The sequence below is a fragment of the Kitasatospora sp. NBC_00315 genome (assembly GCF_041435095.1).
Lineage (GTDB): Bacteria > Actinomycetota > Actinomycetes > Streptomycetales > Streptomycetaceae > Kitasatospora.
This window is the reverse complement of sequence record NZ_CP108025.1, coordinates 7,700,330-7,723,684: the sequence shown is the minus strand read 5'-3', so window position 1 is coordinate 7,723,684 and position 23,355 is coordinate 7,700,330. Positions and strand designations below refer to the sequence as shown.

Annotated in this window: 23 protein-coding genes and 1 pseudogene; 13 read left to right on the top strand and 11 right to left on the bottom strand. The window is 73.8% G+C overall.

From position 1 onward, the window contains the following. Positions 1–51 precede the first annotated feature (51 nt). Positions 52–438 (top strand): hypothetical protein, encoded by a 387-nt coding sequence (locus OG823_RS32025; protein ID WP_371483720.1) that lies wholly within the window; start codon positions 52–54, stop codon positions 436–438. Further along, positions 435–878, top strand: coding sequence for a response regulator (locus tag OG823_RS32020; RefSeq protein ID WP_371483719.1), 444 nt, complete (start codon positions 435–437; stop codon positions 876–878). The genes OG823_RS32025 and OG823_RS32020 overlap by 4 nt, the downstream gene beginning before the upstream one ends. A gap of 54 nt (positions 879–932) precedes the next feature. Here OG823_RS32020 and OG823_RS32015 read toward each other — a convergent pair whose 3' ends face one another. Both OG823_RS32015 and OG823_RS32010 read right to left on the bottom strand, forming a co-directional pair. Further along, complete coding sequence (locus OG823_RS32015) at positions 933–2,222, bottom strand: PP2C family protein-serine/threonine phosphatase (RefSeq protein WP_371484732.1); 1,290 nt, start codon at positions 2,220–2,222, stop codon at positions 933–935. Continuing rightward, positions 2,222–3,853: an ATP-binding protein gene (locus tag OG823_RS32010; RefSeq protein WP_371483717.1), complete on the bottom strand. Its 1,632-nt coding sequence runs from the start codon at positions 3,851–3,853 to the stop codon at positions 2,222–2,224. Before OG823_RS32010 ends, OG823_RS32015 begins: the two co-directional genes overlap by 1 nt. Before the next feature lie 306 nt (positions 3,854–4,159). On the opposite strand from OG823_RS32010, the gene OG823_RS32005 reads away from it, so the two are divergent. The 3 genes from OG823_RS32005 to OG823_RS31995 all read left to right on the top strand — a co-directional run bounded on the left by OG823_RS32005 (position 4,160) and on the right by OG823_RS31995 (position 5,617). Then, positions 4,160–4,525 carry a hypothetical protein gene (locus OG823_RS32005; RefSeq protein ID WP_371483715.1) on the top strand — a complete coding sequence of 122 codons (366 nt, stop codon included), beginning with the start codon at positions 4,160–4,162 and terminating at the stop codon, positions 4,523–4,525. A 15-nt stretch (positions 4,526–4,540) separates the two neighbouring features. Further along, a complete protein-coding gene (locus tag OG823_RS32000; RefSeq protein WP_371483713.1) occupies positions 4,541–4,978 on the top strand; it encodes a response regulator in 438 nt (145 codons plus the stop codon). A 201-nt stretch (positions 4,979–5,179) separates the two neighbouring features. Continuing rightward, complete coding sequence (locus tag OG823_RS31995) at positions 5,180–5,617, top strand: ATP-binding protein (RefSeq protein ID WP_371483711.1); 438 nt, start codon at positions 5,180–5,182, stop codon at positions 5,615–5,617. A gap of 149 nt (positions 5,618–5,766) precedes the next feature. On the opposite strand, the gene OG823_RS31990 is transcribed toward OG823_RS31995, so the two are convergent. From OG823_RS31990 to OG823_RS31965, 6 genes are all read right to left on the bottom strand, one after another. After that, on the bottom strand, positions 5,767–6,747 hold the full coding sequence (locus OG823_RS31990) for a PP2C family protein-serine/threonine phosphatase (RefSeq protein WP_371483710.1): 981 nt from the start codon (positions 6,745–6,747) through the stop codon (positions 5,767–5,769). A gap of 10 nt (positions 6,748–6,757) precedes the next feature. Then, entirely contained in the window at positions 6,758–7,219 is a 462-nt protein-coding gene (locus OG823_RS31985) for an ATP-binding protein (RefSeq protein ID WP_371483709.1), read from the bottom strand. Between the two features lie 280 nt (positions 7,220–7,499). After that, positions 7,500–7,880 (bottom strand): STAS domain-containing protein, encoded by a 381-nt coding sequence (locus OG823_RS31980; protein ID WP_371483708.1) that lies wholly within the window; start codon positions 7,878–7,880, stop codon positions 7,500–7,502. Between the two features lie 127 nt (positions 7,881–8,007). Next, entirely contained in the window at positions 8,008–8,928 is a 921-nt protein-coding gene (locus tag OG823_RS31975; protein ID WP_371483707.1) for a SigB/SigF/SigG family RNA polymerase sigma factor, read from the bottom strand. A 620-nt stretch (positions 8,929–9,548) separates the two neighbouring features. After that, a complete protein-coding gene (locus OG823_RS31970; protein ID WP_371483706.1) occupies positions 9,549–9,719 on the bottom strand; it encodes a hydrophobic protein in 171 nt (56 codons plus the stop codon). A 269-nt stretch (positions 9,720–9,988) separates the two neighbouring features. After that, positions 9,989–10,705, bottom strand: a complete 717-nt coding sequence (locus tag OG823_RS31965) for a TetR/AcrR family transcriptional regulator (protein WP_371483705.1) — start codon at positions 10,703–10,705, stop codon at positions 9,989–9,991. 105 nt (positions 10,706–10,810) lie between these two features. Between OG823_RS31965 and OG823_RS31960 the strand changes: the two genes are divergently transcribed. The 3 genes from OG823_RS31960 (at position 10,811) to OG823_RS31950 (ending at position 13,327) form a co-directional block, all read left to right on the top strand. Then, positions 10,811–11,944, top strand: coding sequence for an FAD-dependent oxidoreductase (locus tag OG823_RS31960; RefSeq protein ID WP_371483703.1), 1,134 nt, complete (start codon positions 10,811–10,813; stop codon positions 11,942–11,944). A 215-nt stretch (positions 11,945–12,159) separates the two neighbouring features. Continuing rightward, positions 12,160–12,993: a class I SAM-dependent methyltransferase gene (locus OG823_RS31955; RefSeq protein WP_371483702.1), complete on the top strand. Its 834-nt coding sequence runs from the start codon at positions 12,160–12,162 to the stop codon at positions 12,991–12,993. A 160-nt stretch (positions 12,994–13,153) separates the two neighbouring features. Further along, positions 13,154–13,327, top strand: coding sequence for a CsbD family protein (locus OG823_RS31950; RefSeq protein WP_371483700.1), 174 nt, complete (start codon positions 13,154–13,156; stop codon positions 13,325–13,327). A 241-nt stretch (positions 13,328–13,568) separates the two neighbouring features. Here OG823_RS31950 and OG823_RS31945 read toward each other — a convergent pair whose 3' ends face one another. Next, positions 13,569–14,744, bottom strand: coding sequence for a PP2C family protein-serine/threonine phosphatase (locus OG823_RS31945; protein ID WP_371483699.1), 1,176 nt, complete (start codon positions 14,742–14,744; stop codon positions 13,569–13,571). Positions 14,745–14,828: 84 nt separating this feature from the next. Here OG823_RS31945 and OG823_RS31940 point away from each other — a divergent pair, with 84 nt between their 5' ends. Both OG823_RS31940 and OG823_RS31935 read left to right on the top strand, forming a co-directional pair. Then, positions 14,829–15,341, top strand: coding sequence for a MarR family winged helix-turn-helix transcriptional regulator (locus OG823_RS31940; RefSeq protein ID WP_371483698.1), 513 nt, complete (start codon positions 14,829–14,831; stop codon positions 15,339–15,341). Between the two features lie 295 nt (positions 15,342–15,636). Continuing rightward, entirely contained in the window at positions 15,637–16,074 is a 438-nt protein-coding gene (locus tag OG823_RS31935; protein ID WP_371483697.1) for an STAS domain-containing protein, read from the top strand. A gap of 138 nt (positions 16,075–16,212) precedes the next feature. On the opposite strand, the gene OG823_RS31930 is transcribed toward OG823_RS31935, so the two are convergent. Together OG823_RS31930 and OG823_RS31925 are read right to left on the bottom strand one after the other, a co-directional pair. Continuing rightward, on the bottom strand, positions 16,213–17,667 hold the full coding sequence (locus OG823_RS31930; RefSeq protein WP_371483696.1) for an RICIN domain-containing protein: 1,455 nt from the start codon (positions 17,665–17,667) through the stop codon (positions 16,213–16,215). Positions 17,668–17,713: 46 nt separating this feature from the next. Continuing rightward, positions 17,714–19,207 carry a pectinesterase family protein gene (locus tag OG823_RS31925; RefSeq protein WP_371483695.1) on the bottom strand — a complete coding sequence of 498 codons (1,494 nt, stop codon included), beginning with the start codon at positions 19,205–19,207 and terminating at the stop codon, positions 17,714–17,716. A 400-nt stretch (positions 19,208–19,607) separates the two neighbouring features. Here OG823_RS31925 and OG823_RS31920 point away from each other — a divergent pair, with 400 nt between their 5' ends. The 3 genes and pseudogenes from OG823_RS31920 (at position 19,608) to OG823_RS31910 (ending at position 23,233) form a co-directional block, all read left to right on the top strand. Further along, on the top strand, positions 19,608–21,800 hold the full coding sequence (locus tag OG823_RS31920; RefSeq protein ID WP_371483694.1) for a sigma-70 family RNA polymerase sigma factor: 2,193 nt from the start codon (positions 19,608–19,610) through the stop codon (positions 21,798–21,800). A gap of 94 nt (positions 21,801–21,894) precedes the next feature. Next, a pseudogene (locus tag OG823_RS31915) lies at positions 21,895–22,016 on the top strand (lipase family protein); the annotation flags it as partial. 125 nt (positions 22,017–22,141) lie between these two features. After that, a complete protein-coding gene (locus OG823_RS31910; protein ID WP_371483693.1) occupies positions 22,142–23,233 on the top strand; it encodes a restriction endonuclease in 1,092 nt (363 codons plus the stop codon). Positions 23,234–23,355: the final 122 nt, after the last annotated feature.

Here is a 23,355-nt window from a genome sequence, read left to right as displayed (position 1 = left end):
ACCCGCCCGGAGGACGGACCGGCCCGGGGCCACGGCCAGTACGCTGTACGCATGTCCCGTCCCCGGCGCGCCCCGATCATGAGCGAGGAGCAGATAGCCTCCCTCGCGGACGCGGCCGTCGCCGACCTGGCCGCCCGGCTGGCGCAGCGGGCCTTCCGGCCGTTGCCGCCCCCGCCGGCGGCCCCCGGCGGCCTCCCGGCGGACGAGGGGGCCGATGCCCAGGGCGAGGCGCTGGCCCGGCTCCACACGCTGGTGCACCTGCGGCGGGCGGCGGAGCGGCTGACCGACCGGCTGGCCCAGGAGGCCGTCGAGGCGGGCGCGGGCTACCCGCAGCTCGGCGAGGCACTGGAGATGAGCCGTCAGGGCGCCCGCAAACGCTGGCCCGGTCTGGTGCCGGGCGCCGCGAACCCTCCCTCCACCGACCGGAGCACCCCATGACCGTTCCCGCCCCGGCCCGTCCACTGAACGTGCTGCTCGTCGAGGACGACGCGGCCGACGCGATGCTGATCGAGGAGGCCCTGTTCGACCGCGGCAGGGCCCGGACGATCACCCGGGCCGAGGACGGCATGGCCGCGCTGGAGTACCTGCGCGACAGCCTGCGGCGGCTGCCGGACCTCATCATCCTCGACCTCAACATGCCCCGCCTGAACGGCCGTGAGCTGCTGCACGTGCTCAAGACGGACGAGGACCTGCAGCACATCCCGGTGGTGGTGCTCACCACCTCCTCGGCGCCCGAGGACATCGCCGGTTCGTACCGGCAGCACGCGAACGCCTACGTGACGAAGCCGGTCAACCTCGACGACTTCACCCGGGCCGCCCAGAGCATCGACGCCTTCTACCTGGACACGGTCGCCCTTCCGCCGCACGACGAGCGCTGAGCCCGCAGCTCAGCGTCCACCGCTCACCCGCACAACGAGCGCTGAACCCCCAGCTCAGCGTCCACCGCTCACCCGCAGTTCCGGCCCGCCGGCGGACCGGGCCTGGGCCCCGGTCCGGTCCCAGGCGAGGTGCAGGATGGCCAGGTCGTCCGCGTGCCGGCCGGCGTTGAGCCGGCGGACGGTGTCGACCAGGTGGTCCAGCAGGGCCGGGGGCTCCGAGACCGGCGCCGTCGCGACCAGCTCCAGCAGACCGTCCGCGCCGAGGCGCTCCGCGCCCGGGCCGCAGTGCCCCTCGGTGAGTCCGTCCGTGTAGAGGAACAGCGCGCCTGCCGCCGGGAGCGGCAGGACGGTGGGCGGCCAGTACCGCAGGCCCGGCGCGATGCCGAGGGCCACACCGTGCTGGGCGGGCACCTCGGCCATGCCCCCGGCCGCGGAGCCCGGGGCGCCGGGGCGGGCGAGCAGCGGCTCGTGGTGGCCGGCCAGGTGCAGGGTGGCCTCCGAGCGGTGCGGCGCGAGGGTGACGATGGTGCAGGTGGCGAACATGTCCGAGCGGGTCCGCTCGGCCACCAGGACCTGCTCCAGCAGATCCAGCAGCTCGACCCCGCGGTGGCCGGCCAGCACCAGCGCGCGCCAGCTGATCCGCAGGCAGACGCCGAGCGCCGCCTCGTCGGGCCCGTGCCCGCTGACGTCGCCGATGACGGCGTGCACCGCGCCGTCCGCCGTCTCCACCACGTCCAGGAAGTCCCCGCCCAGCAGGGCGCGTTCCCGACCGGGTAGGTAGCGGGTGGTGGCGGTGGCGGTCCCGCCGCGCAGCAGCGGGGTGGGCAGCAGGCCGCGTTCCAGCCGGGCGTTCTCCCGCGCTCGGATGCGGTCCTCGCGCAGTTCGGCGCCGGCCCGCTCGGCCAGCTTGCGGTTGACCGCGTAGCGCACCGCGCGTTGCAGGAGCTGTTCGTCGACCTGGCCCTTGACCAGGTAGTCCTGGGCTCCGACGGCGACCGCCCGCGCGCCGGCCCCGGAGTCCGCGAGGCCGGTGAGGACGATCACCGCCGCCCGGGGGCACGCCTGCTGGACGGCCGCGACCACGGCGACGCCCGAGCCGTCGGGCAGGTGGAGGTCCACCAGGACGCAGTCCGCCTCCTCCCGGGCCAGTTCGACGACGGCCGCGGCGAGGGTCGGCGTCCACCGAAGGGTGTGCTTGAGGTCGGTGTCGGCGAGCAGTTCCTCGACCAGGAGCGCGTCCCCGGCGTCGTCCTCGACGAGCAGGATGCGGTAGGCCCCGGCCGGTTCGGGGCCACCGGGCAGAGCGTCGCCCGGCTGCTCGGGCCGGCTGTGCTGCTCGGGGATCACGGCCGGCCCGCCTCCGCCCGTACGGTCGGGGTGGTCACGCCGGTCGGCGTGCCGGTGGCTCCGGTCGGCGTGCCGCCGGCTCCGGTCGACGTGTCGGTGGCTCCGGTCTCGTCGCCGGCCGCCGGAGCGTCCTCGTCCCCGGCCGGTTCGGCGCCGGCCGGCAGGGTGAAGACCAGGCGGGTGCCCGGGGTGTGGTCCAGATCGACGGCGACGGTGCCGCCGTGGAACTCGACGATCTTCTTGCACATGGCCAGGCCGATCCCGTTGCCGGGGTAGGCGTCGCGGGTGTGCAGGCGCTGGAAGATGACGAAGACCTTGTCCACGAACTCGGCCTCGATCCCGATGCCGTTGTCGACGACCGCGAGGCGCCAGTGGTCCCCGTCCCGGGCCACCTCCAGGCGGATCCGCGAGGGGCGCTCCGGGCTGCGGAACTTGACGGCGTTGCTGATCAGGTTCTGGAAGAGCATGCCGAGCTGGGTGGCGTCCCCGTTGATCACCGGCAGCGGATCATGGGTGATCTCGGCGCCGCTGTCCTCGATGGCGATGCTCAGCGAGTCGAGGGTCCGCTCCAGGATCTCCTCCAGGTCGATCGGGGCGTAACTCGCGTGCACCCGGCCCACCCGGGAGAAGGCCAGCAGGTCGTTGATGAGGGTCTGCATCCGGTTGGCGCCGTCCACCGCGAACTCGATGTACTGGTCCGCCCTGGCGTCCAGGCTCCCGCCGTAGCGACGCTGGAGCAGCTGACAGAAGCTGGCGACCTTGCGCAGCGGCTCCTGGAGGTCGTGCGAGGCCACGTAGGCGAACTGCTCCAGCTCGGAGTTGGAGCGCCGGAGGTCGGCGGCCTGGGCGTCGAGCACCCTGCGGGCCTCCTCCTTGCCCTCCAGCTCCCGGGCCAGCCGGCCGCGCATCGCCTCGACCACGGCCGCGAGCTGGCGCAGGTCGGCCGGGCCGGTGGGGGTGATCGAGTGGGAGAAGTCGCCGCCGGCGACCCGCTCGGCGTCCGCCGCCAGGTGCTCCAGCGGTCGGGTGACGCCCCGCCGCAACCCCTCGAAGACCAGCACGGCCAGGGCCAGGATGATCAGCGCGATGGCGCTGAACACACCATTGCGCAGCGCCCGGACGGAGCGCAGCGCCTCCCGGCCGCTCTCCCGCTCGGCCTGCAGGTGTGCCTGCTGCTGCGCCAGCGCGGCCCGTACGCCGTCGAAGGCCGCCTTGCCCTCGGCGGCCTGCCGGCCGGCCTCCGGTACGGCGGTGCCGGGCGGCGCCGCCGCGACCGGCCGGGCGACCGCGCTCTGCCAGCCCTCGCTGCGCTCCAGCACCAGATCCAGGTCGGCCCGGTCCTGCGCGCCCCCGGCCAGCTGCCGCAGGGTGGCGACGGCCTCGCGCTGCTGGGCCAGGCCCTGCTCGTACGGTGCGAGGAAGTCGGCCTCGCCGGTGAGGCCGTAGCCGCGGATGCCGGTCTCCTGGTTCACCAGCCCGGACTCCAGACGCACCGCCGCGATGAGGGCCGGTGAGCTGCCGTCGACCAGTCGGTTGTTGACCTCCGACGAGTGCGCGAACACCCAGACGCCGACGGCCCCCAGCAGGACCAGCACGGTCAGCGAGGCGCTCACGCCGGCCTGCAGCATCCGGCGGGTGCTCCAGCCCGGCCCGCGGTCCGTGGCCGCGCCTGCGGCCTTCCCGACCGTCGCACGCGGTCCCGGCACGGGTGCTGCCCGGGTCGGGCCGGCCGGATCGTTTCCCGCCGGGGTCTGGCTGGCCATGTCGAGGTCCTCCATCAGGCACCCGGTGCCGGGTGTCCTACGTCCTTACCCGCCTGCGGCAGGTCGCGCGCGGCAGCCACACCATACACGTCGGCCGACAACTTCGGTTGTCGGGCGGCGGGCGGTCACCTGACGCCGCCGACCGCCCGCCGATCGGGCTATGGTGCTTCCATGCCAGCCGACCGCTTCGCCGCCCTCATGGACGAGGACCAGCTCGCGGCCCTCGCGGACGCGGCTCTCGGCGAGCTCGCCGGACGCCTCGCCGCACGCGCCTTCCGCCCGCTGCCCGCCGCCGGCCCGCCCCCGGCCGAGCCGTGGGAGGACGACGCCCAGGGCGACGCGCTGACCCTGTTGCACGCCCTGATGCACCTGCGCCGGGCCGCGGAGCGCCTCGCCGACCGGGCGGCCCGCGACGCGGCGGGTGCCGGGGCGGGCTACCCCCAGCTCGGACAGGCCTGCGAGATCAGCCGCCAGGCCGCTCGCCAACGCTGGCCGGGGCTGGTCCCGTCGGCACCCCACCGCACCTCCACCTCCTGAGAACCGGAGCCCCTGATGGCCACCCGCAGCCAGAACCGCTCGTACAGCGTCCTGCTCGTCGAGGACGACCTCGCCGATGCCATGCTCATCGAGGAGGCGCTGTTCGAGCACGGCACGGCCCGCACGATCGTCAAGGCCGAGGACGGTGTGGCGGCCCTCGAATACCTCCGGGAGACGGCCGCGCGGCTTCCCGACCTCATCATCCTCGACCTCAACATGCCCCGGATGAACGGCCGCGAGCTCCTTGAGGTGCTCAAGACGGACGACACGCTCAAGCTGATCCCCATCGTCGTCCTCACCACCTCGGCCGCTCCCGAGGACGTCAGCGGCGCCTATCACCGGCACGCCAACGCGTATGTCACCAAGCCGGTCAACCTCGACGACTTCACCCACGCCGTCCGGAGCATCGACAACTTCTACCTGGAGACCGCCGCCGTCCCCGCCCGGCCCTGACGACCGGGAGCACCCGCGCGGGCCACGCCGCCCCGGCCCGCGGCCGCGCTCCGCGTCCGGGCGGCGGCCGCGCTCCACGTCCGGGCGGCGGCGGCCGCGCGCGGAGCCGGAACTCGTGAGGAGTGGGACGGCGGAACGGGGGTAGGCAGGGCCGCAGGCCCTGGGCTAACCAGCCGGGCCGTCGAACGGGGAAGGCACCGGATGTCCGAGTTCGCAGTACTCACGGGGCACGCGCAGGACACCACCGCACTGCGCGCGGGCGCCACCTACGACGGCAGACCGGGTACGGTCTCGGCGGCCCGCCGCTTCGCCGACGGCTTCCTGGCCGAGGCGCAGAGCGTACGCGGTGTGCCGGTCACCGGGGAGCTGGCCGACACCGTACGGCTGGTCGTCAGCGAGCTCGTCACCAATGCCGCCAAGTACGCGCCCGGCCCCTGCCTGCTGGATCTGGAGCTCACCGGCGAGGAGATCAGGGTGACGGTCTGGGACACCGACGCCACCCTCCCGGCGCCGCGCTCCGCGGACCCCGGACGGATCGGCCAGCACGGCCTGGAGATCGTCCTCGCGCTCTGCCGCCGCTACGACATCGAGCGGCACGCGGGCGGTAAGCGCGTACGGGCCCACCTCCCCCTCGGCTGACGGCCGCGCCTGCGCCCGGTCTCCCGGCCTGCCCGACCTCACGGCCTGCCCGGCTTTCCGGCCTCACGGCCGACCGCCGACCGCCCCCTCACCCGAGCCGGGGCGCGTCGGCGCGCCCGGGGTACCGGACCCCGGGCGCCCGGCTCCGCTCAGGCCGTATCAGGCCCCGGCTCAGCGCCGGCCCGGGTGAGCCGGGCCGCGAAGACCACCGTGTCGTCCTCCTGGTGGGCGCCGAAGGTCTCCAGAAGCAGGTCGCAGAGCGCCTCCGGCTCACCCGGGCCGGCCTCGGCCGCCCGGCGCAGCTCCTCCAGGGAGTCGTCCAGGCTGATTCCCCGGGTCTCGACGAGCCCGTCGGTCACCATCAGCAGCCCGGCGCCGGACGCCACCTCGTGGCGCGAGGCCCGCGGTTGCGGCAGCCCCAGACCCAGCAGCGGCCCGTGGGCGTGCACGAAGCGCGCACCGCCGCCGGGAGCCACCAGCAGGGGCGGCAGATGCCCGGCGTTGGCGACGTGCAGCAGACCGGTGCCGGACTCCAGCAGGGCGATGCAGACGGTGGCCGTCCACCCCGGCCGGTGACGGCCCAGCAGGCCGTCCAGGAGCTCCAGCAGGACGTGCGGCGGGTGCCCCTCGTTGGCGTACGCCCGCAGTGCGTGGCGCAGCTCTCCCATCACCATGGCGGCCTGCAGGTTGTGGCCGGCCACGTCGCCGACCGCCATCAGCAGTCCGCCCGGCGTGCCGACGGCCTCGTAGAAGTCGCCGCCGATCTCGCTCTCCCGCGCGGCGGGCAGGTAGCGAACCGCGAGGTCCGCCGCGCTGTGCTCCGGGAGCGTCGCGGGCAGGAAGGTCCGCTGGAGCGTCAGGGCGAGCTGGTGCTCCTCGCTGTACAGGGCCACCACGCCCCGGTTGGTCTCCTCCAGCTCCGCCGCCAGCACGCCGTACAGGGCGGTCAGCTCCCGGTCCCGCGCGGTCAGCTCCGCGTTCCGGCGCTCCAGTGCGCGGCACCGGGCCCGGGACTTCTCGATCTCGGCCAGGAGCCGGTACTCCCGCTCGGTCGGCCGGACGGCGCCGGGCGGATCGGCCAGTGCGGCCGGCCGGACGGCGCCCGGGTGCTCCTCCGAGGGCTCGGGCACACGCCGCGGCCTACTCACGGACACCGGACTCGGCGGCGACGGCCTCCCGGCTCCGGAAGCGGTTCGCGTCGAACTCCGCCCAGACCGTCTTGCCGCCCTGGTACGCGGACGTGCCCCAGCGGTCGGACAGACGCTGGACGATGTGCAGCCCGTGACCGCCCGGCGCGGTGGTGAGGTGCGGCGGACGCGGGCTCGGCAGGGCCGCCTCGCTGTCCGGCACCTCGATCCGCAGTCCCTCGCCCGAGGTGGTGAGGACCAGCTCGTGGGGCCCGCCGCCGTGCAGGCACGCGTTCGCGAGAAGCTCGGAGACGATCAGCAGGACGTCGTCGGTGAGGGTGTCCGCGGCGGCCAGGCCCCAGTCGTCCAGGGCCTGGCGCGCGAAGTGGCGGCCGCGGCCGACCGGGCCGGGTACGGCTCTCAGGGCCAGCCTCCGGCGCTGACCGGTCGGCGGCCCGCCCGGTCCGCGCGGCATGCCGGTTCCTGGGTCGATGGATGTCACTGTCTTCTCACCCCGCCGTTCGGCGCTGTCGTTAGATCGAGCGGTCACTGGTCCGGATGCCGGGTGGAGTCCGTCGACACGTCCGTCCGACCCGGCCTGCTCGGTCACGTCTGCCCGCTGAGGCGCGGGAGACACCAGATGTCCCGGTCGGCGACGGTTTTCCCCGGCAGGACCACTCCGGCGGCGCACCGCGTGCCGAGGCACGGGCGGGCGGGACACCGCCCCCGGACCGGTACGGACTCTCGGCGCCGGCTCACCGGGCGGCGAGAGCGTGTTCGAGCGTGGGCTCGATCGTGAACACCCGGTGCGCACCGGTGATCTCCAACAACCGCAGCAACTGGCCCGACACCCCCGTCAGCCGCAGGGCCGTCCCGGCGCCCTCGGCGTCCGCCCGGGTGCGGAGCAGCAGATTGAGCCCCGAGGAGTCGCAGAACCCGAGCCCGGAGAACTCGATGACCAGCAGCGGCGCTCCCGAGCGGACCGCCTCCTCCAGCACCGGCCCCGCGGTGACGACGCCGTCCAGGTCCAGTTCGCCGGTCAGGGAGCAGACGAGCGCCCCGCCGTCCGTGAACCGGACCTCTGCTCCCGGCCCGCCGGCGGCCGGTGTCGCGGCGGAGTTCGCCGTCTCGTTCATGTCCACCCTCAGTCCCTCATCGTCGGCGAACCGCCGATGCTCGCGCCGACCTTGCGCCCGCGCCTGATCCGGCGGCGGGAAATCCGGCGGATCCGCCCGTGCGGATCCGTGCCCGACCTTCGGCGGGCTAGCTCTCACTCAGGAGGGCGGTCCGCAGATGAGTGAGAATGCGGGTCAGGAGGCGCGAGATGTGCATCTGCGACAGCCCCAGCTCCTGGCCGATCTGCCCCTGGGTCATCTCGGCGCCGAACCGCATGGCGAGGATCCTGCGGTCGCGCTCGGGCAGCGCGGCGATGAGCGGCTTGAGGCTCTCCAGGTGGAGCACCGCCTCGAAGCCGGCCTCCTCCACGGCGAACCGCGCGCCGAGGCCCGCACCGGAACCGGCGCCGGATTCCTCGCTCGCGGAGGGCGCGTCCAGCGAGTGCGCGTGGTAGGCGTTGGCGGCCTTCATCCCCTCGATCACCTCACGCTCGGTCAGCGACAGGTGGGCGGCGAGCTCGCCGGCCGTCGGAAGCCGGTCGAGGACCTGCTCCAGTTCGTCGGAGGCCTTCGCCAGGGTGAGCCGCCTCTCCTGCATGCCGCGCGGCACGTGCACCATCCAGGACGTGTCGCGGAAGAACCGCTTCATCTCGCCGGTGATGGTCGGGAGGGCGAAGGTGCTGAACTCGTACTCCAGGGCCGGGTCGAACCGGTCGATGGCCTTGATCAGACCGATCGTGCCGACCTGGACGATGTCCTCCATCGGCTCACTGCGATTGCCGAAGCGGCGGGCCGCGAACCTCACGAGCGTCATGTTCAGCTCGATCAGGGTGCCGCGGACGTAGGAGTACTCCCGGGTGCCCTCCTCCAGCTCCCGCAGGCGCAGGAACAGGTCCTTGGACAGCGCCCGGGCATCGCTCGGCGCCATCGCGTCCGGGGCCTCGCTCAGCGGCGCGCGCCCGGTCAGCGGCGCCGGCACAGCGGGTGCGAGGGCGGTGGGCGCGGGGCCGGGGCTCGTGACGGCACGGCCCGGAGCAGTGGCGGACGCGGTGTCCTGAAGGACTGCCATGAAGGATCGCTCTCCCTGGTCGCGGACGTCAGCCACCGATAGGCCCAACGCTCCTCGCTCGCGGCTACCCCTTGCCCCGAACCCCATGCGCACCACAAGAAAAGTCGTCCGATATGCGTCTTATGAGATCTTTCTGTGGACCGCGCCGCCTCCGGGGATTGCCTACGCCTGCGGGTATACCTGCGGGTACGCCTGCGGCTCCGGACCCTCGTCGGGATCCGGAGCCGCAGGCCGGGCAGTACCGTCCGCCGGCGCGCCGGCGGGTGTCGGGCCCTTCGAGGTCGCGGCCCGGAATCAGCCGGAGAACCCCGACGATGTCACCCGGAAGGAGTGACCGTTCCGGGCCGGGCCGACCCGCCGGGCCCATTCCGGATTGCTCCCGCGAAGAGGGGGAACGGCCCGGTCGGGCGAAACGCGGAAGGAATCGGCGTCAGCCGCGCCGGAGCGCGAGAACGGCGACCACGACGATGACGACGAGAACCACAGTGCCGAGTCCGATGTACATGAAAGCCTACTTTCCGAGGTTCTGACGAAGTATCCGATCCGATGCCGGGTCACGGACATCGGCTGTCCCGGGGCGTGGGCCGATCCGGGAGAGAGCCTGCGTGAGGCTGCCGCGCCTACCAGCGGTACCAGCGGTTCCGACCGCCCGAGGGGTGGGTGCCACGGGCAAGGAACCCCACCAGCCACACCACCAGCACCACGAGTGCGACCCACCACAGGACCTTCAGAGCGAAACCGGCGCCGAAGAGCAGTAGCGCCAGCAGTAGAACGAGAAGCAGGGGAACCATGGTGAAGACCTCCCAATCGGTGTCGGCAATCGCATGCCCGGACGGCGAGGGAACATTCACCCGTATTTCCAGGGGATTCGGGGGAAGAAGCGGGAATTTCATCGGGCCGCGGAGCGAGGGCGGGGCGGCCCTGCGACGGGGCCGGGTACGCCCCGGCGGGGCGGGCGCGCCGCACCCCTGCCGCGAGGTCCGCCGCACCCCTGCCGCGAGGCCCGCCGCACCCCTGCCGCGAGGCCCGCCGCGCCCCTACGGCGAGGTCCGCCGCGCCGCTACCGCGAGGTCCGCCCCGACCCGGCGGTGATACCGGCGAGAACGAGATCGACACCGGCGAGGAACTGCTCGTGGTCGTCGTGGTCGCGCAGCTGGGCCGCCACGGCCCGGGTGAACGGGTAGTCGTCGGGGTCGAGCTCCTGCCAGGCCGTCGCCACGGCGCCGAGGAACTCGGTGCGGTCCGTGCCGGGCCCGAGATCGCGGGCGCTCGCGGAGTTCGCGGCGTTCTGGCCGGCGGCCCCGAGGATGTAGTGCACCAGCACCGAGGTCGCCGCGAACCACCCGTCCTCGGGCACGCCCAGTGCGCGGACCTGCCGGCCGAGGCTCTCGAAGATCCGTGGCGCCACCGAGCCCCAGGGGCTGCGGGAGAGCTGCGTCGAGAGCTGCGTGGCGAGCCACGGGTGCTCCCCGATCGCGTCGAACAGGCCGAGCGCGACGCCCCGGACCGCGTCCTGCGGCGAGCCCGGGGCCTCGGCGGGCTCGACGGCCAGGGCGGCGGCGACCACGGCGTCGGTGGCGGCGCCGAGCAGCTCGCCCTTGTTCGCCACGTGCCAGTAGATCGCCCCGGGCCCGGTGGCGAGGCGCTCGGTCAGCACCCGGAACGTCAGCCCGCCCTCGCCGGCCGCGTCGAGCAGCTCGACGGCGGCCTCGATGATGCGCTCACGGGAGAGTGCCTCTGTCCGCCGCTGCGACCGGCGCGTGCGAGGGGTTGTCATGCTGCCATTTTGACATAGCTGGAACGTCGTTCCACCATGGGTATGGAACGACGTTCCAGAGATGCCCGCCGACCACGGCGCGGCCTCGACCCAGAAGGAGCCGCGATGCGCACCCACGTCACGATCATCGGCGCCGGACTCGGCGGCCTCACGCTCGCCCGGGTCCTGCACGTCCACGGAATCCCCGCGACGATCCATGAGGCGGAGCCCTCGCCGGAGGCCCGTACCCAGGGAGGCCAGCTCGACATCCACGAGCACAACGGGCAGCTCGCGCTCGAGGCGGCCGGCCTCACCGACGAGTTCCGCGCGATCATCCACCAGGGCGGCGAGGCACTGCGGGTGCTCGACCGGCACGGCAGCGCACTGTACGAGGAGCCCGACGACGGCACGGGCGGGCGCCCCGAGGTGCTCCGCGGCGACCTGCGCCGGATCCTGCTCCAGTCGCTCCCCGCCGGCACCGTGCGGTGGGGCGACAAGGTCACCGGCGTCCGGCCGCTCGGCGACGGCCGGCACGAAGTGGCCTTCGCCGACGGGTCCACCGTGACCACCGGTCTCCTGGTCGGCGCCGACGGCGCCTGGTCGAAGGTCAGGCCGCTGCTCTCCGACGCCGAGCCCGAGTACGTCGGCACGTCCTACGTCGAGACCTACCTGTTCGACGCCGACACCCGGCACCCGGCCGGCGCCGGAGCGGTCGGCAGCGGGTCGATGATCGCGCCCGCACCGGGGAGGGGGATCCAGGCCCACCGGGAGAGCGGCGGGACCCTGCACACCTATGTGGCGCTCTCCCGGTCGCAGGAGTGGTTCGCCGGAGTCGATTTCGCCGATGCGGCCGCAGCCAGCGCCCGGATCGCGCAGGAGTTCGAGGGCTGGGCGCCGGAGCTGACCTCGCTGATCACGGACGGCGAGACGGCGCCGGTGCTGCGCCCGCTCCACACGCTGCCGACCGGGCACCGCTGGGACCGGGTACCGGGAGTGACCCTGCTCGGCGACGCCGCCCACCTCATGATCCCCTCCGGCGAGGGCGCCAACCTGGCCATGTACGACGGCGCGGAACTCGGCCGGGCCATCGCCGCGCACCCGGACGACGTGGAGGCCGCGCTCACCGCGTACGAGCAGGCACTGTTCCCCCGCAGCGCCGCGGAGGCCACCGAGGCCGTCCTCCTGCACGAGCGCATGTTCGGCGGCGACGCACCCGGCAGTCTGGTCGACATGTTCACCGGGGACGAGCAGGCCCGCTGAGCCTCCTGCCGTGCGGATCCCGGGCATCGACGTACCGGCGGGGCTCCGGCGCCGGGCCCCCTCGGCACGCACGCCGTCGGAGCCGGCGCACGCGCAGGCACGATGCCCCGCGTCGCCCGCCCGGCGGGAACGGTCGGAGGCGGCTTAGGCTCGAAAGGTGCCCCTCGCTCGCCGGCTCCGGGCGGCGGCGGGAGGACGGACGGGAGGACCACGCCATGTCCGACGAGGAGAGCACCGCCGGGCCCGCGCTGCGCGCGGGTGCGGACGGGGGCGGCGGCTACGGAGAGACCTTGTTCGAGCCGTGGAAGCCCGGCGAGGGCGAGCGGATCGACCTCGGCTCCCTCGCGTACGACGCCTTCACCCGTGCCCGCCTGCTCGCACTCGGCGTCGGCCCGGGCAGCCGTTGCCTGGACGTCGGCGCGGGCACCGGCACGATCGCACGCTGGCTGGCGTTCGAGGTCGGGGCCCGGGACGTCCTCGCGGTCGACCGGGACGTCCGCTTCCTGGCGCCGTACGCGGGCGGCGCGCTGCGGACGCTGGCCGCCGACGTCACGGCGCCCGACTTCGCCCCCGGCCGGTTCGACCTGGTGCACGCCCGCTTCGTGCTCATGCACCTGCCCGACCACCGGCGGGTGGCCGCCCGGCTGCGCGCCCTGCTCGCCCCCGGCGGCCACCTGGTGCTGGGGGACGCCGTGGACCTCACCACGGCGGGGCCGCCGGACACCCCGTACCGGCGGGCCGTGCGGGCGATGTGGCAGGCCCTGCGCACCGGCGTCGGCACGGACGTCGACTGGACGCCCCGCTACCCGGGCCTCCTTCGGGAGCTGGGGCTCGCCGACGTGGCCGCCGAGATCCAGGTGCCCGCCCTGACCGCCGACAGCCCGATCGCCGCGTTCTGGCTGGACACCTGGCGACGCGCCCGGGAGCCGATGCTCGCGACCGGGCTGATCGACGCGACCGGGCTCGCCGAGGCGCAGGAGGCGCTCGCCTCGGGCGCCGTCGCCGACCTCTCCCCCGGCCTGATCACCGCCTGGGGCCGGTGTCCCTGAGCGGCCCACGGGGCGCCCCCGCCGACCCGACCGGGGCGTATGCCCCGCCGGCCGGCCGACTTCTTCCGTGAATTCGGACATTCCGCGGCATTCTCGTGCCGAACGCGGGCAGGCGCCCTGATGTACCGAGCAGACGGCATCCCCCAGCCAGGAGGCGCAGATGAGCACCGACGACAAGATCCAGAACACCGCCGACAAGGCCAAGGGCAAGGCCAAGGAGACCGTCGGCAAGGCGGTCGGCAACGAGCGCCTTGAGGCCGAGGGCAAGGGTGACCAGGTCAAGGGGGATCTGAAGCAGGCCGGTGAGCACGTGAAGGACGCCTTCAAGCGCTGACCTGAGCAGGCTCTCCCCCGAGCCGGCGATCAGGGGCCGGTCGGGCCGCCGTACGTGGCGGCCCGACCGGCCCCTGGCATGTGCGGCGACATGTGCGACCGCCGGTGAGCGCGCCGTGGACACCGACGCGCCGTGCACACCGGTGGCGGGCACCGGTGGTTCGCGTCCCGGTGCCCGCCACCGGTGGTTCGCCAGGACGGCGGGTCCCGGACGTCCTGCCCGCACCCACCGCCCCGACCGTTCAGGCGGGTGCGGCCTCGACGGCTCCCCGGCCGAACCAGTCGAGGCAGACCACCAGCGCGTCGTCGTCCGGCTGGTGCTCGCGGTGGCGGGCGAGCTCCGTGAGGACGGCCCGGGGAACCTCGGCCGCCGGCAGCATCCGGGTGGCCTGGATCGCGCGGTTCAGCGCCTTGTCGCCGTACGACTCCCCGGAGGCGGAGGCGACCGTGTAGACGCCGTCGCTGACGAAGATCAGCCGGTCCCCGGGGACGACCCTGATCTGCTGGGCGGCGTAGGGGGTGTCGTCGGCCAGGCCGAGCGGGAGCTGTGCCTCGAACGGGATCCACTCCACGGCGCCGGAGCGCAGCCGCAGCAGTTGCGGGGAGCCGGCGTCGACGATCTCGACGAGACCGGTGTCGAGGTGGAACTCCAGCAGCAGCACCGAGACGTGGGCCTCCCCCTGGTGCTGGGCCCAGACGGCCTGGTCGGCCAGCGCCGCCTGGTCGGCGATGTCCACGCCCGCCCGGCGCGCGTTGCGCAGGGCGTTGATGGCGAGGTTGGTGAGCAGGGAGGCGTCGATGCCCTCGCCCATGCCGTTGGTGATGGTCAGGGTGAGCCGCTCACCGGTCGCGGACCAGTCGAAGTTGTCCCCGTGGATCGCGTAGGCCGGTTCGAGCTGGGCGCCGATCGCGTACTCCTCGCGGGAACAGGCGCGGGCGGGGAGCAGCTGCCACTGCATCTCCGCCGCCAGGGTGAGCCGGTCCTTCCGGCGGGCCTGGAGGTACAGGTCGGTGTCGCGTTCGGCCACCAGGATGTGATGGCCGAGCATCTCGGCGATCTCCCCCAGCTCGGCCCGCGCCTGCTCGGACAGGACCGGTCCGGCCAGGGTCAGGCTGAGGACGCCGAGCCGGTCGCCGCGCACCGAGACCGGAAGGTGCAGCACGCCGGTTTCGGCCTCCAGGAAGGGCTGCTGGGAGCCGAAGGCGCGTCCGGGCGCGCTGCCGTGCGCGGAGACCGGCGCGGCGGTGAAGGGCAGATCCGTCACCCGCTGCAGGACGGTCAGGCTGTAGTCGGCCATCAGCAGGTCGACGTCCCGGACCGGGTAGAGCGAGGTGAGTGCGGCCCGCGTGGCGTCGAGCAGGGCGTAGGGGGCTGCGGTGCGCAGTGCGCGCTCCACGGCGGCCAGTGTGGTCGTCACGACGGGTTCGTCCTCTCCTGCGATGGTCGGCGGATCGGGCCGACGGGTGCCCCGGTCGGTGCCGGGGGTGCCACTATGGTCACTATGAACACCGTCTTCCCGCTTCCGGATCACATAGGCACCGCGGGTGCCGCGTCGTCCGTGGTGGAGTTGCTGGAGGTGTTGTGGGGCGGCGGGCGCGAGGTGTCCACCGCGCCGGTCTCGGTGTCCCAGCTGCGCGTGCTGTACGTCCTGGAGAAGAACGAGGGCATCAACCTGCGCGATCTGACCGAGACGCTGGACTCCCGCCCACCGGCGGTGAGCCGGCTGTGCGACCGCCTGGAGGCCGTCGGGTTCCTGCGGCGCAGCGCGAGTTCGGCCAGCCGCCGTGAGCTGGAGCTGCGGCTCACCTCGGCCGGGCGGGAGTTCCTGACCGATCTGCGGGCGCGCCGGGAGCAGGATCTGCAGGAGGTCCTGAGCGCCATGCCGCCGGCTGCCCGGCGGGCGCTGACGACGGGGCTGCGCGCCTTCCGCGACGCCGCGGACCAGCACGTCGGGCTGCACCTCGCGGGGGATGCCGAGCGGGCGGCGGCGGGCGGCGCGGACCGTCCGGCCTGACCGCGCCGCCCGGTCCTGATCCGGTACGCGCGGTGGGACCGCGCCGGGCGCCGGCGTCCGGCGGCCCCGCGCGGGGGGCCCATCCGGCGCCCACCCGGCGGCCCCTCGCCTGGCCCCTCCGGGGGCTTCGTCCGTCGTGCTCGGATCGGCGAGCCGGCGTCGGCGGCGCGGCGCGCGTGGATGTTGTCGACAGTCGAATGTTGTCGGATGGCAACTGTTGCGCCTAGGGTGGGTACACCGCAGTTCGCGGTCCCGGGTGCCGTCTGCGGCGTCGCCCGGCGAAGGGAGGCCAGTCATGGCCGAACGACCGCCGACACTGCTCGGCGTACCGGCAAGTCCGACCGGGGGCCTGCCGACCCCGCTCCTGAGAACGGGGATCAGCGTCGTCGGCGCCGTCACCACGGTCGACGTCCGGGGCGAGATCGACATGGACACCGCCCACCAGATCACCTCGGCCGTGGAGGACGGCCTGCTCGCACGCCCCCGGATCCTGATCCTCGACCTGCGCGCCGTGACGTTCTGCGACTGCGCGGGCCTGCGGAGCCTGCTGCGCGCCCGGCAGCGCGTCACCAACGCCGGCGCGACCTTCCACCTGGGGCCCGCCTCGGCGACCGTCCGGAGGATCCTGGACATCACCGGGGCGGCCGCCGCCCTGGAGCTTCAGCCCGACATCCCGCTGCCCCGGACCGGGAGCGCGCCACCGGCGACCGTCGCCGCGTCCGCGCACGGCTGACCGGCCGCCGGCACCGACCCCACGCACCCGGGCGCGCCGCCGCCGGCAGGCCGCGCCCCGCTCCTCGGCACCGAGGCCGGTGGCCCCGCCCGTGCGGGGCCACCGGCCTCGGGTACGGCCGGGGGCCGCTGCTGCCGGTCAGCCGCCGATGGTGCTCTGCGGGCCGGCGTACTCACGGAGCAGGGCCGGGACGTCCTGCGCGGCGTCCAGGGTGTAGGCGTAGTAGGCGCTCGGCGTGAAGGTCGTGCCGTTGGTCTGCTGCTTGCCGGTGGAGTTGACCACGATGCTGCCGCTCTGGGTCAGCGAGGCCGCCGTGGTGTCGATGTTGTAGGGGTTGGCGACGTTGTCGTAGTAGCTGTTCTCGATGACGGTCTTCGAGGCGCCGCGCGAGAGGTTGCCGTACGAGGTGATGTTCTGCAGGTAGTTGTTGTAGAGGTGGGCCAGGGCGACGTTGTCGACACTGGGGTTGCGCTGGTTGGTGTCGTGGATCCAGTTGTGGTGGATCGTCATCCGGGCCGTCACGTTGTCGGTCCAGCCGATGCCGAACGCCTTGTTGTCCTCGCCGAGGACGTTCCAGGACACGGTGAGGTAGCTGGTGTCCTTCCGGCTGTCGATCAGGCCGTCGTTCATCCGCTCGATCCGGTTGTGGTCGATCCAGACGTGGTCGGCGGTGTCCATCTGGATGCCGTCGTAGTCGTAGACCTTGTCGTCCGGGTCGTCGTCGGCCATCCGGGTGTCCCGGACGGTGAGGTTGCGGATGATCACGTTGTGGACACCCGTGCCGAGGAAGAAGCCACCGTTGACGATCTCACCCGCGGTGCCGACGCCCACCAGGGTCTTGTTCGACTTCACGGGTATCTCGTAGCCGTACGGCGTGACGGTGACGGCCCCGGCCACCTTGATGACGTACGGGCTGTCGGACGTCGCGTACTTCACCAGGTCGGCGAAGGTGCTGACGGTCACCGTGGCACCGCCGGCGCCACCGGTGGTGCCACCGCCGGTGGAGGCGAAGCCGTCCGCCTTGTCGGACCAGGTGCGGCCCGCGACCGGCCGGAAGGCCCACTGCTTGTTGCTGTTGGCGGTGCAGGTCTCCTGGATCACGGCGGCGCCGTTGCTCGTGGAGGCGCCCTGGTCACTGACGCACAGACCGCTGCGGACGTTGACGATCTGGTACGTCCCCGTACCGCTCGGCGTCAGCGACCACAACTGGTTGGTCTGCCCGCTGCCACAGCCCCACTGCTGCAGCTGCACACCGCTGACCGTCGACCCGCCGGGCACGTCGACGCACAGGTGACTGCTCGCACTGACCAGTTGGTACGTCCCCGTCCCCGCAGGCGTCAGCGCGAACTGCTGCCACGCCGCGCCCTCCGTGCACCCCCACTGCTGCAACAACGCACCCGACGACGCCGAAGCACCCGGCACATCGACGCACTTCCCGCTCTTCGTCACGGCCAGCTGATACGTACCCGCGGCAGGCAGCGCCGCAGCACCCGCGGGCGCCGCACCACCCGCCACGGCAGCACACACCGCGAGCACCAACGCCGCCAGCACACTCGACAGCCGGTGCCGCACGTTCGGCTTCCTTCTGGTCATGGATCGTCCTTCCAAGGGGGTGGGTGGGGGGGTGGGACGGGCCGGCTCAGCCGACCGGGTTCCAGCCGTCCGTGCCGGCCAGGTACTTCTGCGGTGTGTACGCCGCCGCCTGGGCATCCGTCAGCTGCGGCCGGTTGGCGTTCGTCCCGGCGCCGGCACCGGTGTTGCGGTACTCGAAGTACCGGGCGTTCTGCCAGGTGCTGGTCGACATGTTCGTCCACGGCTGCGCGGTGGCGATCGTGTCGGAGAGCGAGCACTCCCGGTAGACGACCTGGGCGTCCTGCCGCCACGGACGGCCGAGCTGCGTGGTGTTGGCGGTCGCCCCGGTGATCGTCGACCGGTAGAACAGGAAGCCGTACGCCCGGGCGGCCGGCGTGGCGGCGGCCGTGACCGGGCCGCCGGTGGTGCGCTTCTCGTGGATCCGCGAGCCGCTGAAGACGGCCACGCCGCTGCCGTAGACGAAGTCGACGGTGCCCTCGACGTAGGAGTTCACGACGTACGCCCGCGCGCTGTCGTTCACCAGGAAGGTGTCCTGGTCGCCGAGGAGGCGCACGTCGTCGAGCACGGTGCGGTCCGCGTCGAGGTAGAGCGCGAGCGCCTGGTCACCGGTGTCGGAACTGTTCTCGTCGAAGTCGTTGCTCAGCGTCAGACCGGCGGCCGTGAAGTCGTGCCCCTGGGCGAGGAGGGTGGCGCTGCCCGCAGTGCCGTAGCTCCCGGCGTTGCGGTTGTTGACGATCACCACGTCCTCGGGGGCCCCGCCGAGACCCTGCAGGGTGATGTACGGCTTCGTGGCCGGTACGGTGACCTGCTCCCGGTAGGTCCCGGGCTTGATGGTGATGATGACCCGGCCGGTGTTGCCGGCGGCGACCGCGTCGACCGCGGCCTGCACGGTCCGGTAGCGGCCGGTCCCGTCGGAGGCGACCGTGGGGGTGGCGGTGGTGACCGGACGGAAGGCCCACTGCTTGTTGGTGTTGGCGGTGCAGGTCTCCTGGATGACGGCGGCGCCGTTGGCCGTGGAGGCGCCCTGGTCGCTGACGCACAGGCCACTGCGGGCGTTGACGATCTGGAAGGTCCCGCTGCCACTGGGCGTCAGCGACCACAGCTGGTTGGTCTGACCCGCGCCGCACCCCCACTGCTGCAACTGCACACCACTGGCCGTCGAACCGCCCGGCACGTCGACACAGAGACGGTTCCCGGCGTTGACCAGCTGGTAGCTCCCACTCCCGACCGGCGTCAGCACGAACTGCTGCCAGGCCGCACCGTCGGTGCAACCCCACTGCTGCAACAACGCACCCGAAGCCCCCGAGGCAGCGGGCACATCGACACACTTACCACTCTTCGTGACGACCAACTGATATGTGCCGGCGGCGGGCAGCGCCACCGCCCCGGCGGGCACGGCCCCACCCGCCAGGGCGGCGCAGACCGCCAGCAACAACGCCACCAGCAGACCGGCGGTCCGGCGGTGGGCGGGGGCGCGGTGGTGGGCGGGGGCGGCGGGCGGCCGTGCCTCGCTCGGCGCCCGATCGGACGGTACGAACACAGCTGATCCTCTCCAGGAGAAACGGGCTGCCCCCGGCCCGGCGGTGCGGGCCCGGCGGCGAACCGTGGGCGTGCCGCGGCCCGGTCGGGCAGCGGCACCCTGGTAGACGGGCGCCCGCCGGACGGATAACCGAAATTCGCAGAACTTCTTCTCCGGCCACAGCGCCCCGCCGCACCGGGCCGCCCACCCGGACGCCCGGCGAGGTGGACACGACGGGGTGCCACCACGCGGTGCCCGACGCGATGCCACGGCGGGCGGCTTTACGAACGTGTGACGCCGTGCCAGGATGCGGTTTCCGCACCGGTCGTCGACCGTGCCCGGGTGCCGGCCCGTCGCGTTGCCGGGTGCCTGCACCCCCGCCTCGCAGCCCTGCCGAGGCGCAGCGGCGAGGAGATCCCCCATGCTCACGGGCAATCAGCAGGACGCGGCGCAGGACGTCGCCGCGTTGGTCCGCGACGCCCAGGCCGGCGACGAGCGGGCCCTGAACCACCTGGTGGCGCTGCACCTGCCGCTGATCTACAACATCGTCGGCCGCGCCCTGTACACGGCTGCGGACGTCGACGACCTGGTGCAGGAGACGATGCTGCGGGTGGTCCGGGGCCTGCCGGGCCTGCGGGAGCCGGAACGGTTCCGCTCGTGGGCGGTCGCCATCGCGTACCGGCGGCTCCACGAGCACGCGCGGCGCCGGGTGGTGGAGGTGCCGCACCGCTTCGACGTCGCGGACGTGGCCGACCCGTCGACCGACTTCGCGGAGCGCACGGTGGCCGAACTCGTCCTGACCGGCCAGCGGCGTGATCTCGTGCGCGCCACCCGCTGGTTGGAGCCGGCCGACCGGCGGCTGCTCGCCCTCTGGTGGCAGGAGGTGTCCGGCCGCCTCGGCCGGAGCGAGCTCTCCGAGGCCCTCGGGCTGGACGCCGCGCACACGGCCGTCCGCGTCCAGCGGATGCGGACCCAGCTGGAGGCGGCCCGTACGGTCGTGCTGGCGCTGGACGCGGTACCCCGCTGCCCCGGGCTGGCCGCGCTGGTGCAGGGGTGGGACGGCAGTACCACCTCGGTGTGGCGCAAGCGCCTGACCCGCCACACCCGTGGCTGCCAGCCGTGCGGCGGAGCGGGTCACGCACTCGTCCCGCCGGAGCGGCTGCTGCCCGGGATCGGCGTGCTGGTGGCCCCGCACTCGCTGCTGGACGGCCTTTCGGCGGCGGCCGGCGGCGTGGCCGGCGTCGGGCACTCACTGTGGGCCTGGTTCGGTTCGCTCGTGCACCGCCTGACCGGGCGGCCCGCCGCGGCCGGCGCGGCAGCGGCCGTCGCCGCCGCCGTCGCGCTCACCTGCGTCATCGCGCCGTGGTCGGGCCCCGCGCCGGGCGGCCCGCCGCCGTCCCCGGCCGGGAGTGCCGCGTCGGGCGGGCCGGGCGCCGCGCCCTCCGATTCGCCGTCGTCCTCGGTCACCGGCCCGTCGGCGTCCTCACTCGCGTCGCCGCCGGGCGCGGGTACGGGCGGCGGAGTGACGGCGGCCGACATCTACGTGGCCCCGGACGGGGCGGACACCGGCGACGGCAGCATCGCCCGCCCGTACGCCACCCTCGGCCGGGCGGCGGCGGTGGTCCGCCCGGGCCAGACGATCGCGCTGCGCGGCGGGACGTACCGGCTGACCGAGCCGGTCTCCCTCGCCACCGACGGCGCCGCCGACCGGCGCATCACGCTGAGCAACTACCGCGACGAACGGCCCGTCCTCGACGCGTCTGCGGTGCCGGCCGCCTCCTGGGCGATCACCCAGCAGGCCGGCTACTGGACGGTCCAGGGGCTGGAGCTCTTCGGCTCCGGCAGTCACGCCTACGTCTGCCGCGCCTGCCGGTACACGGTGTTCCGGCGGCTCTCGTTCCACGACAACGCGAGGTCAGGGCTCACCCTGCGCGATGCCGGCACGGTCGGGAACGCCGTCCTGGACAGCGACTTCTTCCACAACCACGACGACGCGGCGCACGGCGCGGGCGGTATCGGGCTCGGCGTCACGTTCGGCTCCGGGGAGGGCAACGTCGTCCGGGGCTGCCGGCTGTACGGCAACGCCACCGACGGCCTGGATCTGGGCGGCTTCGGCTCCCCGGTGACGGTCGAGAGCAACTGGTCGTACGGCAACGGCGTGAACCGGTGGCGGGTGCCGGCGTGGCAGGGCGCGGGCAACGGCTTCACGCTCGGGGGCGGCGACAGCGCCGCCGCGGTGGCGCACCTGGTCCGCAACAACGCGGCCTGGGACAACACCGGCCTCGGCTTCAACGACGAGGGCAACCCCGGGCCGCTGCGGCTCACCGGCAACACCGCCTTCCGCAACGGCGTGACCGGGTTCTACCTGCCGGACGCCGCCGCCCGGTTGAGCGGCAACGCCGCCGTGGGCAACGGCCGGGACGTGCGGCTCGGCCCGGCGGCCCGCTCCGACGGGAACACCTGGGACGGCGCCGGCGCGGGCACCTCCCTGTTCACCGGCACCGACCGGACGTCGGCGGAGGCCGCCCGGCCGGCCGACGGCGCGCTGCCCGCGACCGGCTTCCTCGTCACCCGCGACGGCGTGGGCGCGACCATGACCGAACAGCAGCGCTGATCCCGGGCGGCCCACGGCCGTCACCGCATCACCGCTCCACAGAAAGCGAGTTCACCGGTTTCCCTGATCGCCCATAAGCGCCCGAGCGTGACTTGTCCTCACCGACCACCTCGTGCCCCTCATCACCGACCAGGGCGACGCGATCTCCTGGCTCACCGACCGCCTCGCGGGCAAGCCCGCCGTCTCAACTGGTGGACGATGCCCCTCCAGCCCTGACGGCCCGACCGACCGCCCGACCACCACGACCGCCCCGACCGCCCCGACCGCCCGCCGAGGGGTGGGGCGGCACCACCCGCCCCCGGCTCTGACGCCCCGTCCGTCACCCCGGTAGCCTTCCCGCGATGCCCGGACCACTGGAAGAACGGCTGGGGGACAGCGTGGAGGAAGCACGGGAGGAGCGGGCGGAACGGACGGCGGGGGACCCACCCGCCCTGCGTCCGGGGCGGGTGGAGCTCCCGCCCCTGACCTCCATGGCCGACGAGGCCAGGCTGCTCTACGACTCGGCCACCGGGTTGAACCAGTTGTCGGACGAACTGCGGGCCCAGGCGGACGTGACACCCACGTTGCTCTCGTACAGCCGGTTCCGCGACCGGGTGGACCGGATCTTCCTCGGGGGTGTCTGGCCGTACTACGCCGTCCAGGCGACGCGCCACCGCCGCCGGGTGCTCGAGACCGTGCGCTGGTCCGAGGCGCGGCGCGTGTACGAAGACTGGGTGGAGTCCTACACCGGGGAGCACGGCCTGTTCGAGCGCAGCGACGTCCGGGGCTGCGGCGAGGACAGGACGACGATGTTCGTCATCCCCGGCCCGAGGACGCGGGAGGAGGAGGCGCAAGAGGCGGCAGCGGCGGTGGCCGAGGCGGAGATCACGGCGGCGGCCGGCGCCGCCTGGCTGCCCTACGAAGCTCCCTGGCCGGCCCCGAACGGCCCGTCACCGCCGGCGGCCTCGGGCCGGACGGCACCCGACCGGACGGCACCCGACCGGGAGAGGTTCGCGGCGGCTCCAGCGCCCTGGAGCAGCGTCCCGCCGACCGGACCGGCCGGGCTCGACGTGATACCCTTCCGGGCCTTCGAGCTGTACCTGGCCGACCTGCTGAAGCGGGACGGCTTCCAGATCGTCAAGGCCGGCGGCCACGCGAACGACAGGGCGGCCGACGTGATCGCGGTGTCGCCGTCGGCGCGTCGGTACGTGATCCAGGCGAAGCACTTCACCCACGGCCGGGGATCGGTCGGGGCCCCGGCCGTCTACCAGGTGAACGGCACGGCCTGGTCCGTGCACCGGGCGGACGTCGCCGTGGTCGTCACCAACGGCCGGTTCACCAGGGACGCGGAGCGGTTCGCGCTGGACCAGGGCATTCACCTGGTCGCACGCGCGGGCCTGGCCGACTGGGCGTCAGGTGCGCGCTCCCTGTCCGGCCTTGTCGGCGAGGACTGACGGCACCGCGAGCCCGACGCCGCCCGGGCGCCGGAGGCGTCATGAACGCCCCGCACACCGGGGACGCCATGAACGCCCCGGACGTCGAGGAGCCGCGCACCCGCCGGGTGAACGCCCGCTCC

What these genes read in the sequence shown, in the direction of transcription:
- OG823_RS31960 (WP_371483703.1), top strand. Translation starts at nt 10,811, where the DNA reads ATGCGCACCCACGTCACGATCATCGGCGCCGGACTCGGCGGCCTCACG.
- OG823_RS31985 (WP_371483709.1), bottom strand. Translation starts at nt 7,219, where the DNA reads ATGCCGCGCGGACCGGGCGGGCCGCCGACCGGTCAGCGCCGGAGGCTG.
- OG823_RS31920 (WP_371483694.1), top strand. Translation starts at nt 19,608, where the DNA reads ATGCTCACGGGCAATCAGCAGGACGCGGCGCAGGACGTCGCCGCGTTG.
- OG823_RS31930 (WP_371483696.1), bottom strand. Translation starts at nt 17,667, where the DNA reads ATGACCAGAAGGAAGCCGAACGTGCGGCACCGGCTGTCGAGTGTGCTG.
- OG823_RS31955 (WP_371483702.1), top strand. Translation starts at nt 12,160, where the DNA reads ATGTCCGACGAGGAGAGCACCGCCGGGCCCGCGCTGCGCGCGGGTGCG.
- OG823_RS31935 (WP_371483697.1), top strand. Translation starts at nt 15,637, where the DNA reads ATGGCCGAACGACCGCCGACACTGCTCGGCGTACCGGCAAGTCCGACC.
- OG823_RS31965 (WP_371483705.1), bottom strand. Translation starts at nt 10,705, where the DNA reads ATGACAACCCCTCGCACGCGCCGGTCGCAGCGGCGGACAGAGGCACTC.
- OG823_RS31910 (WP_371483693.1), top strand. Translation starts at nt 22,142, where the DNA reads ATGCCCGGACCACTGGAAGAACGGCTGGGGGACAGCGTGGAGGAAGCA.
- OG823_RS32005 (WP_371483715.1), top strand. Translation starts at nt 4,160, where the DNA reads ATGCCAGCCGACCGCTTCGCCGCCCTCATGGACGAGGACCAGCTCGCG.
- OG823_RS32000 (WP_371483713.1), top strand. Translation starts at nt 4,541, where the DNA reads ATGGCCACCCGCAGCCAGAACCGCTCGTACAGCGTCCTGCTCGTCGAG.
- OG823_RS31940 (WP_371483698.1), top strand. Translation starts at nt 14,829, where the DNA reads ATGAACACCGTCTTCCCGCTTCCGGATCACATAGGCACCGCGGGTGCC.
- OG823_RS32020 (WP_371483719.1), top strand. Translation starts at nt 435, where the DNA reads ATGACCGTTCCCGCCCCGGCCCGTCCACTGAACGTGCTGCTCGTCGAG.
- OG823_RS32010 (WP_371483717.1), bottom strand. Translation starts at nt 3,853, where the DNA reads ATGCTGCAGGCCGGCGTGAGCGCCTCGCTGACCGTGCTGGTCCTGCTG.
- OG823_RS31950 (WP_371483700.1), top strand. Translation starts at nt 13,154, where the DNA reads ATGAGCACCGACGACAAGATCCAGAACACCGCCGACAAGGCCAAGGGC.
- OG823_RS31995 (WP_371483711.1), top strand. Translation starts at nt 5,180, where the DNA reads ATGTCCGAGTTCGCAGTACTCACGGGGCACGCGCAGGACACCACCGCA.
- OG823_RS32025 (WP_371483720.1), top strand. Translation starts at nt 52, where the DNA reads ATGTCCCGTCCCCGGCGCGCCCCGATCATGAGCGAGGAGCAGATAGCC.
- OG823_RS31970 (WP_371483706.1), bottom strand. Translation starts at nt 9,719, where the DNA reads ATGGTTCCCCTGCTTCTCGTTCTACTGCTGGCGCTACTGCTCTTCGGC.
- OG823_RS31975 (WP_371483707.1), bottom strand. Translation starts at nt 8,928, where the DNA reads ATGGCAGTCCTTCAGGACACCGCGTCCGCCACTGCTCCGGGCCGTGCC.
- OG823_RS31980 (WP_371483708.1), bottom strand. Translation starts at nt 7,880, where the DNA reads ATGAACGAGACGGCGAACTCCGCCGCGACACCGGCCGCCGGCGGGCCG.